This window comes from Dietzia sp. HMSC21D01, assembly GCF_001815995.1.
GTDB classification, from domain to species: Bacteria; Actinomycetota; Actinomycetes; order Mycobacteriales; family Mycobacteriaceae; genus Dietzia; species Dietzia cinnamea.
Map to the genome: position 1 here is coordinate 1 of NZ_KV824115.1, position 7,436 is coordinate 7,436.

A 7,436-nucleotide genomic window follows, 5' to 3' on the forward strand; every position below is an offset into this window, starting at 1 on the left:
GAGCCACAGCGCGAGGGCGGCCAGCGCGGCGGCGGCCGCGAGCGACACCGCGAGCGGGAGCGGGGACGACTCGCCGAACGGCCGGGTCAGCCCGTGCCAGCCGAGCGGGGACGCCCAGCTCAGCCAGTTCTCCTCGGCGTCGCCGATGCCGCGCGTGACGAGGGACAGTCCGGCCACCGCGAGGGAGGCCGCCCAGACGGTGCGGTGGTGCGCGAGGACCTGGGCGAGGACGGCGGTGGCCGAGGCGTAGACCCAGCCGGTGGCGACGATCGAGGCCACGTACAGCGCCGCGCCGCCGCGGTCCACGTCGAGCGCCAGCGTCGCGGCCCAGAGGCCGGCGCCCAGTGCGAGGAAGACCCCGGCGACGACGACGAGGGCCGCCGCCACCGGGGCGAGCCGGCCGACCCCGCCCGCGACGAGGAGTTCCGATCGTCCGGACTCCTCCTCCCGCCGGGTGGAGCGCGCGGTCAGGGCGATCGCCATGAGCGGGACCCCGAAGCCGACGAGGAACGAGTACTCGTTCATCACCACTCCGCCCGGGGTGTCGAGGCCGGCCACCCGACCTGTGAGCATGACCATCGTCTCGCCGACGGAGGCGCTGTACGCGGCGAGCTCCTCCGGGGTGTCGTAGAGCGTGGCGATGGACAGTCCGGTGGCGAGGAACAGTGTGACGGCCCCGACGACCCAGGCGACCATCGCCGGCCAGCCGGTCCGGAGCGCGATCCGGCTGAGCAGGCCGGTACCGGCCAGGCGTGCGCCGACGAGGGGTGCGCTCATCACCGGGCTCCGGAGTAGGCGCTGAGGAAGAGGTCGTCGAGGCTGGGCGGGGTCGCGGTGAGGGTGTGGACGCCGGCGGCGTGGAGGATGCCGGTGACCTCCCCGAGCGCGGGCGCCGGGACGTGGCAGCGGATGTCGAACCGGCCGTCGCCGGCGTCGCCGATCCGCAAGTCGTCGACGCCGCTCACACGCTCGAGCGCCCGCGGGTCGGCGTCGGTGACGGCGTGGACCTCGGTCGTGGTGTGGCGCCGCAGATCGGCCAGCGTGCCCGAGCTGACGGTCCGCCCGTCGCGGATGATGCTCACGCGGTCGGCGAGCGCCTCGACCTCCCCCATGATGTGACTGGACAGCAGCACGGTCGCACCCGCGTCGACGGCCTCGCGCACGCAGTCCTGGAAGACCCGCTCCATGAGCGGGTCCAGGCCGGAGGTGGGTTCGTCCAGCACGAGCAGGTCGGCACCGGAGGCCAGCGCGGCGATGAGCGAGACCTTCTGCCGGTTGCCCTTCGAGTAGTCGCGGGTGCGCCTGGTGGGGTCGAGGCGGAACCGCTCGACGAGCTCGTCGCGCCGGGCCGGCTGGAGCCCGCCCAGCGACCGGCCCACCAGGTCGATGCACTGGCCGCCCGTGAGCCGCGGCCACAGCGTGACCTCGCCGGGGACGTAGGCGACCCGCGAGCGCAGCCGGACGGCGTCGCGCCACGGGTCGGCGCCGAACACGGTCGCGGTGCCGGAGTCCGCGCGCACGAGCCCCAGCAGGACGCGGATGGTGGTGGACTTGCCGGCGCCGTTGGGACCGAGGAACCCGTGGATCTCGCCACGGCGGACCTCCAGGTCCAGCCCGTCGAGGGCCCGCACTCCCCCGAACGTCTTGACCAGCGCCTCGACCCGGATGACGTCGTCGTCTTCTGAACGCATGACCAGCTCCTTCGACCAATCACCCTCGATCATCCCGCGTTCCACGCCACAATGTGGCCATGCGCCCCGCACCGTCACTCTCCGGAATGTCCGGCCACCGTGCCTTCACGCCGTCGCTCGGCGACCGACTGACCAAAGCCGTCATGACGGCCGCCGGATATCTGCCCGGCCCCCTGCTGCGCCCCGTGGCAGGTGCTCCCCGGCGCGTCGACGGACAGGTCCTCGACCCGCACTTCCAGGCCGGGCTCCGGGTCATCTCGCTCATGTCCGAGGGGGAATACCAGGACCTCACCCTCGAGCGGGCGCGCGCCGTCGTCGAGAGGTCGGCCTACACCGTCTCGGGGAAGAAGATCGACCTCGCCGTCGTCACCGACATCGTCCTCCCGCTCGGCGGTGACGATCCCGACCGCGTCGACCTGCCCGCACGCCTGTACTCGCCCGTCGACGGCGACGAGGCGCTGCCGGTCCTGGTGTACTTCCACGGCGGCGGGTGGGTGCTCGGCAGCATCGACTCGCACGACGCGACGTGCCGCTACATCGCCTACACCGGCCGCCTCAAGGTCATCAGCGTGGACTACCGGATGGCGCCCGAGTTCCTCTTCCCCACCGCCGCCGAGGACGCCCTGGCCGCGTTCCGGTACGTCCGCGACCACGCCGCCGAACTCGGCGTGGACCCGCAGCGCATCGCGGTGGGCGGCGACAGCGCCGGCGGCAACCTCGCCGCGGTGGTGTGCCAGCAGACCCGCGACGCGGGTGAGAAGACCCCGGACTTCCAGCTGCTGTTCGTCCCGGCGACGAACATGTCCGCCCGGACCCGCTCCTACGAACTGTTCGGCGAGGGGTACTTCCTCACCCGCGGCAACATGGACTGGTACGAGCGCACCTACATCCGCTCGAACGACGACCGGCTCGATCCCCGCGCGTCTCCCCTGCTGGCCACGGACTTCTCGGGGCTGCCGCCCGCGCACGTCGCCACGGGCGGGTTCGACCCGCTGCGCGACGAGGGCGAGGCGTACGCCCGCCGGATGGCCGACGCCGGGGTGCCGGTATCGCTGCGGCGCCACGCCACGCTGGTCCACCCGTTCGTCAACGCCGTGGGCGCGACCCCTCTCGCCAGGGCGGCGCTGTCCGAGGCGGTGGGCGGAATGCGGATGGCGTTGGCCTACTGACCTTTCGCGCCGGTGTCGCCTCGTGATCGCCGGCGAGACCGATCGGCCGCGGGAACCGGTGCCGGTCAGTCCCGCCCCGGCACCACCATCGGGGTGCCGGTCACCGGGTCGGGGACGACCACGCACTCCATGCCGAACAGCTGCTCGACCAACGCCGGGGTGACCATCTCGCGCGGGGGGGCCGCTCGCGACGATCCGACCGTCCCGCATCGCCACCAGGTGATCGCCGAACCTCGACGCCTGGTTGAGGTCGTGCAGCACCGCGACGACGGTGCGACCGGCGGTCACCAGCTCGCGCAGGAGTCGGAGCAGGTCGTACTGGTGGGAGCTGTCCAGGAACGTCGTCGGTTCGTCCATCAGCAGGTAGGGCGTCTCCTGCGCCAACACCATCGCGATCCAGGCGCGTTGCCGCTGGCCGCCGGAGAGTTCCGACACGAGCCGATCCGCGAGATCCGCGACCCCGGCCGCCGCCATGGCCCTGGCGACCGCGTCCTCATCGGCCCGCAACCAGGTGTTGAGCATCGACTGGTGCGCGTAGCGGCCCCTGCCGACCAGTGCCTTCACCCGGATCCCCTCCGGGCTGATCGCACTCTGGGGCAGGAACCCCAGTTCCCTGGCGACCTCCCTGCTCTTCCAGATCCGCAGGGGCCGACCGTCGACCTCGACGACGCCCGCCCGGGCCGGCTGCAACCGGACCAGCGAGCGCAGGAGGGTCGACTTCCCGCACGCGTTGGGTCCGACGATCGCGGTGAACGCGCCGTGCGGCACCTCGAGATCGAGGTTCTCCACGACGAGCCGGTCACCGTAGCCCAGGCTCAGTCCTCGCGCGCGCAGGCGGGTCATCGGCGGATCTCCTTCTCGTTAACGGGTATCGCCGAGGAGTCACACGATGTCGAGCAGAGGACAGACCCTGGCTCCGACCGCCCTCCCCCTCGCGAGTTCGGTCGGGGAGATCGCCGTCCAGGAGTTCGGTTACGGGCTGGGCCCTCCGACCGGGATCCTGGTACTGCGCTATCCGCCGGATCGGATCGTGCCGGACTTCCGCGAGGACCGCGACGATTTCGTCCATCAGCTCTTCTGGTCACCCGACGGGGTCCTGGTCGTCCGGCGCGGGGATTGCTCCCGCTTCATCTCCTCCGGCGAGATGCTGTGGATCCGTTCCGGCGTGGCGGCCGAGGTGCGGGGTCTGCGATCCCAGACGGTGCTCCGGATGGCCCTGCGGTCCGTTCCTCCGACCCTCACCGCGCTGGCCGCGGCCGCCCTGACCCCCGCCGAGGAGGTCGGTGCGCGGCTGCTCGAGATCGCGCGCCCCGGGGTCGAAGAGCCCGAGGGGCTGCGCGCTCGCGTCGACATCCTCGACGGGTTGGCCGCGGCACCCGCCGTGCCCGTGGACTTCCGGACGGCGGCCGACACCCCGGCGCACGTGGTGGCGCGCGCTTTGCTCGCCGATCCCGCCGACGACACCCGATTGACCGGCTGGGCCGGGAGGTTGCACGTGAGCCCCAAGACCCTGCAGCGCGACCTGGAGCGGGTGTTCGGGGTGTCGTTCACCACCCTGCGGACCCGGATCCGGTTGCGCGCCGCGGCGGCCTACCTCCACGACCGTTCGGTCACCGAGACGGCGCACCTGGTCGGCTACGCGAGCGCCTCCGCATTCGTCACCGCATTCACCAGGGAATACGGGCAGACCCCGGGGGAGTTCTCCGGCGGTGGTGGGGCCAGCGGGGCTCGAACCCGCGACCAGCGGATTATGAGTCCGCGGCTCTAACCAACTGAGCTATAGCCCCTCGCGTGACGGGCGTCTCGCCCACACGCGCGGCGCAATCGTAGCAAGGCGTCAGGTCGCGCCGTCCGGCCACCAGACCTCACGGACGTCCGCCAGACCGTCCTCCACGACTGCGGGCGGCTCGTCCCACACCTGCACCCGCCGCGTGGGCGCCTCGTAGGCCGGCGAACCGGGGTCGCCGGAGCGGACGAAGTCCACCCACGAGCCGTGCATCGCCGCGACCAGGTCCGGCGGAACGGGCGCGTCGAGGAACGCGCGTACGTTCGCGGCCTCGGGAACAGACCAGAAGAACGGCAGGTCCGCGCAGTGCACCGCCCCGCGGCCCGCCGCCCACCGGAAGTCGTACACCCACGTCGGTCCGCCCGCCGCGATGCGGGTCTCGACGGCCCGCACGACAGTCGAGTGGATGGTCGCCGCGTCGACGACCGCCCCCACCGCTCGACGCAGCGACCGTCCCGATGACTGGCGGGCCAACGCGCGCAGCCCCGTGGTGGGGAGCTCCTGCGAACGCAGGATCATCGCCGCGCCCGGCACCAGCGCGGGGCCCGGGAGCGCGCGGACGAGCCCCTCGAACTCGGTGGCCGTGGAACCGATGAGCAGCGGCACCCCGAGCCCCGGCCCCTCCCCGACCCCCTCGAGCGGCGGCACGGGGACCGTCTCATCGCCGATGGTCGGCCGGAACGGCATGAGGAACGGGTTGTCCCTGCGGAGCCGACGGTGGAACTCGTCGACCGCGCCCCGGCCGCCCGCCGCCAGCTCGGCAGCCGTCGCTCCCTTGGGGGCCTGCGCGGCCGGCGACCTCAGCACTGCGGGCGACGAGGCGATCCCCCGGTGGAACAGCCCGGCCGCCAGCGGCGAGGCCAGCAGGCACAGCACGGCACCGCCGCCCGCCGACTGGCCCGACACGGTGACCTGCCCGGGGTCACCGCCGAAGGCCGCGATCTCGTCGCGCACCCACTCCAGCGCCATGATCCAGTCGCGCACGCCGCGGTTGTCCGGGGCGTCGGGGAACGAGGTGAAGCCCTCCACGCCCAGCCGGTAGCCCACGGACACCACGACGATCCCCGCCCTCGCGAACGCGGTGCCGTCGAACCACGGCTGATGCGAGGAGCCCGACTCCCAGCCGCCGCCGTGGATCCACACCAGGACCGGATGCCCGGTCCCCTCGGGTGGCGCCCACACGTCCACGTGCAGGATGTCCGTGCCCGCGACGATCGGCTCCGGGATCGCCGGATCGGGATCGAAGCGCAGGCGCTGGGCGGTGGCCGCCGGCCGCGTCGCGTCGCGGACCCCGGTCCAGGGGCTCCGCCTGACGGGGGCCGCGAAGCGCATATCGCCGACCGGGTCCTCGGCGTACGGGATGCCGTAGAAGCGGACCACGTCCCCCAGGTCGGTCCCGCGGACGCGGCCGGTGGACACGGTGACCTCGACGGCGCTTCCTGCTCCGGGACGACTCATGGCGTCAGAGTAGCGAGACCGCCCGGATCGGCCGGGAATCCCTGCTACGAAGAACAGATGACGACCGACAGGAATCAGATCATCGAGCGGCTGGCCGACGTCGCCAGCGCACTGGATACCCGCGACTGGGACGCGCTCGGGGCGCTGTTCACCGAGACCGCGACGGGGTACGGGGCACGGGGCCGCGAGGCGGTCGTCGAGCGGGTCCGCGATCATCTGGGCGGCTGCGGGCCCTCACAGCACCTGCTGGGTAACCACCGCGTGGAGGTCGGGTACGAGGGCGACCCGGACCGCGCCCGCAGCCTCACCTACGCCCGCGTGCTGCACCTCGGTGCCGACGACCTCGCGGGACGGTCCTGGGAGTGCTTCGGCGAGTACTCCGACCTGTGGGAGCGCACAGGCGAGGGCTGGCGGATCACCTCACGGCGGTTCGACGTGCGCTTCGACCTCGGCGACCCGAGCGTCCTGCGCCGCGGCTGAGACGGGAAACAGAAGAGGGCCCGCGGCGACAACGCCACGGGCCCTCTCCGAAGGAGCTCCCCCAATTGGACTCGAACCAATAACCCTTCGATTAACAGTCGAATGCTCTGCCAATTGAGCTATGGGGGATTGCTACCGGCCTTCCGGCTGCTGTGCCGGATACCGAGAAACCACCTTAGTGCGAACCACGCTGAGGAACCAAATCGGCAGGTCACGCGATGTCCGGCGTGGCACCGACCGCCTGCTCCAGCAGGCCGCGCCGGTACTCTTCCAGCGCCACCAGATCACCGAAGAGTGCCGAATACCCCTCCGGGTCCTCCGCCGGACTCATCCGCTGCACCTTGGACTTGAGGTCGGCGATCTGCCCCGACACCCACACCTCCTGAAGGCGCGCGAGCACCCCGGAGATGTAGCGCGGCAACGCCTCCTCCGACACGCGCAACGTCTCCACCGCGAGCACCCCGACCAGACGACGCAGGCCCTCGTCCTCCAGCCCCTGCGACACCTCGGCCACCCAGTTGACGCCGCTCTTGCCGGCCGCACAGCCCCCGGCCCGAGACAACGCCTCCGCGATCGCCGCGTACGCCGGGTGGGTGTAGCACTCGTCCGGCAGCGAGTCGAACAACGGGCCCGCCAGGCCCGGGTACTGCAGGGCCGCCTTCACCGCCTCGCGTTGGGGCCACAGCACCGGATCACCGGGGGCGGGAATCGGCACGCCTTTCGGCACCTCCGGAGTCCGCGGGGCGTCGCCGCCGCCGACCTCGTCGTCGTCGTACCCCCCTCGACCACGACCCACGCCACCACGCTCGGCCGCGTCCCATCCCGGGCGGGCTCCCCCGCCCGGTCCACCCG

The 7,436-nt window shown here is 72.4% G+C and carries 4 protein-coding genes, 2 tRNA genes and 4 pseudogenes; 3 read left to right on the forward strand and 7 right to left on the reverse strand.

Translation table 11 applies throughout. The features are described 5' to 3' along the window. A pseudogene (locus tag HMPREF3086_RS15985) lies at positions 1-777 on the reverse strand (hypothetical protein); the annotation flags it as partial. Continuing rightward, positions 777-1,691 carry an ABC transporter ATP-binding protein gene (locus HMPREF3086_RS15990; protein WP_043569089.1) on the reverse strand — a complete coding sequence of 305 codons (915 nt, stop codon included), beginning with the start codon at positions 1,689-1,691 and terminating at the stop codon, positions 777-779. The gene HMPREF3086_RS15990 and the pseudogene HMPREF3086_RS15985, both read right to left, overlap by 1 nt. A 59-nt stretch (positions 1,692-1,750) precedes the next feature. Between HMPREF3086_RS15990 and HMPREF3086_RS15995 the strand changes: the two genes are divergently transcribed. Further along, complete coding sequence (locus tag HMPREF3086_RS15995; protein ID WP_239550348.1) at positions 1,751-2,860, forward strand: alpha/beta hydrolase; 1,110 nt, start codon at positions 1,751-1,753, stop codon at positions 2,858-2,860. A 65-nt stretch (positions 2,861-2,925) separates the two neighbouring features. Here HMPREF3086_RS15995 and HMPREF3086_RS16000 read toward each other — a convergent pair. Further along, positions 2,926-3,703, reverse strand: a pseudogene (locus tag HMPREF3086_RS16000) (ABC transporter ATP-binding protein). A 367-nt stretch (positions 3,704-4,070) separates the two neighbouring features. Here HMPREF3086_RS16000 and HMPREF3086_RS19960 point away from each other — a divergent pair. Continuing rightward, positions 4,071-4,550: pseudogene (locus HMPREF3086_RS19960) on the forward strand (helix-turn-helix transcriptional regulator); the annotation flags it as partial. 20 nt (positions 4,551-4,570) lie between these two features. Here HMPREF3086_RS19960 and HMPREF3086_RS16010 read toward each other — a convergent pair. Next, a tRNA-Ile gene (locus HMPREF3086_RS16010) sits at positions 4,571-4,647 on the reverse strand. 50 nt (positions 4,648-4,697) lie between these two features. Then, complete coding sequence (locus HMPREF3086_RS16015) at positions 4,698-6,104, reverse strand: carboxylesterase/lipase family protein (RefSeq protein ID WP_070722908.1); 1,407 nt, start codon at positions 6,102-6,104, stop codon at positions 4,698-4,700. 57 nt (positions 6,105-6,161) lie between these two features. Between HMPREF3086_RS16015 and HMPREF3086_RS16020 the strand changes: the two genes are divergently transcribed. Continuing rightward, positions 6,162-6,584, forward strand: a complete 423-nt coding sequence (locus HMPREF3086_RS16020) for a nuclear transport factor 2 family protein (protein WP_070722909.1) — start codon at positions 6,162-6,164, stop codon at positions 6,582-6,584. Between the two features lie 56 nt (positions 6,585-6,640). Here the strand turns inward: HMPREF3086_RS16020 and HMPREF3086_RS16025 are convergent. After that, positions 6,641-6,713, reverse strand: a tRNA-Asn gene (locus tag HMPREF3086_RS16025). Positions 6,714-6,795: 82 nt separating this feature from the next. Continuing rightward, a pseudogene (locus HMPREF3086_RS16030) lies at positions 6,796-7,436 on the reverse strand (DNA primase); the annotation flags it as partial.

Excerpts from the sequence above, each read along its gene's own strand:
- HMPREF3086_RS15995 (WP_239550348.1), top strand. The coding sequence starts at position 1,751 with ATGCGCCCCGCACCGTCACTCTCCGGAATGTCCGGCCACCGTGCCTTC.
- HMPREF3086_RS16015 (WP_070722908.1), bottom strand. The coding sequence starts at position 6,104 with ATGAGTCGTCCCGGAGCAGGAAGCGCCGTCGAGGTCACCGTGTCCACC.
- HMPREF3086_RS16020 (WP_070722909.1), top strand. The coding sequence starts at position 6,162 with ATGACGACCGACAGGAATCAGATCATCGAGCGGCTGGCCGACGTCGCC.
- HMPREF3086_RS15990 (WP_043569089.1), bottom strand. The coding sequence starts at position 1,691 with ATGCGTTCAGAAGACGACGACGTCATCCGGGTCGAGGCGCTGGTCAAG.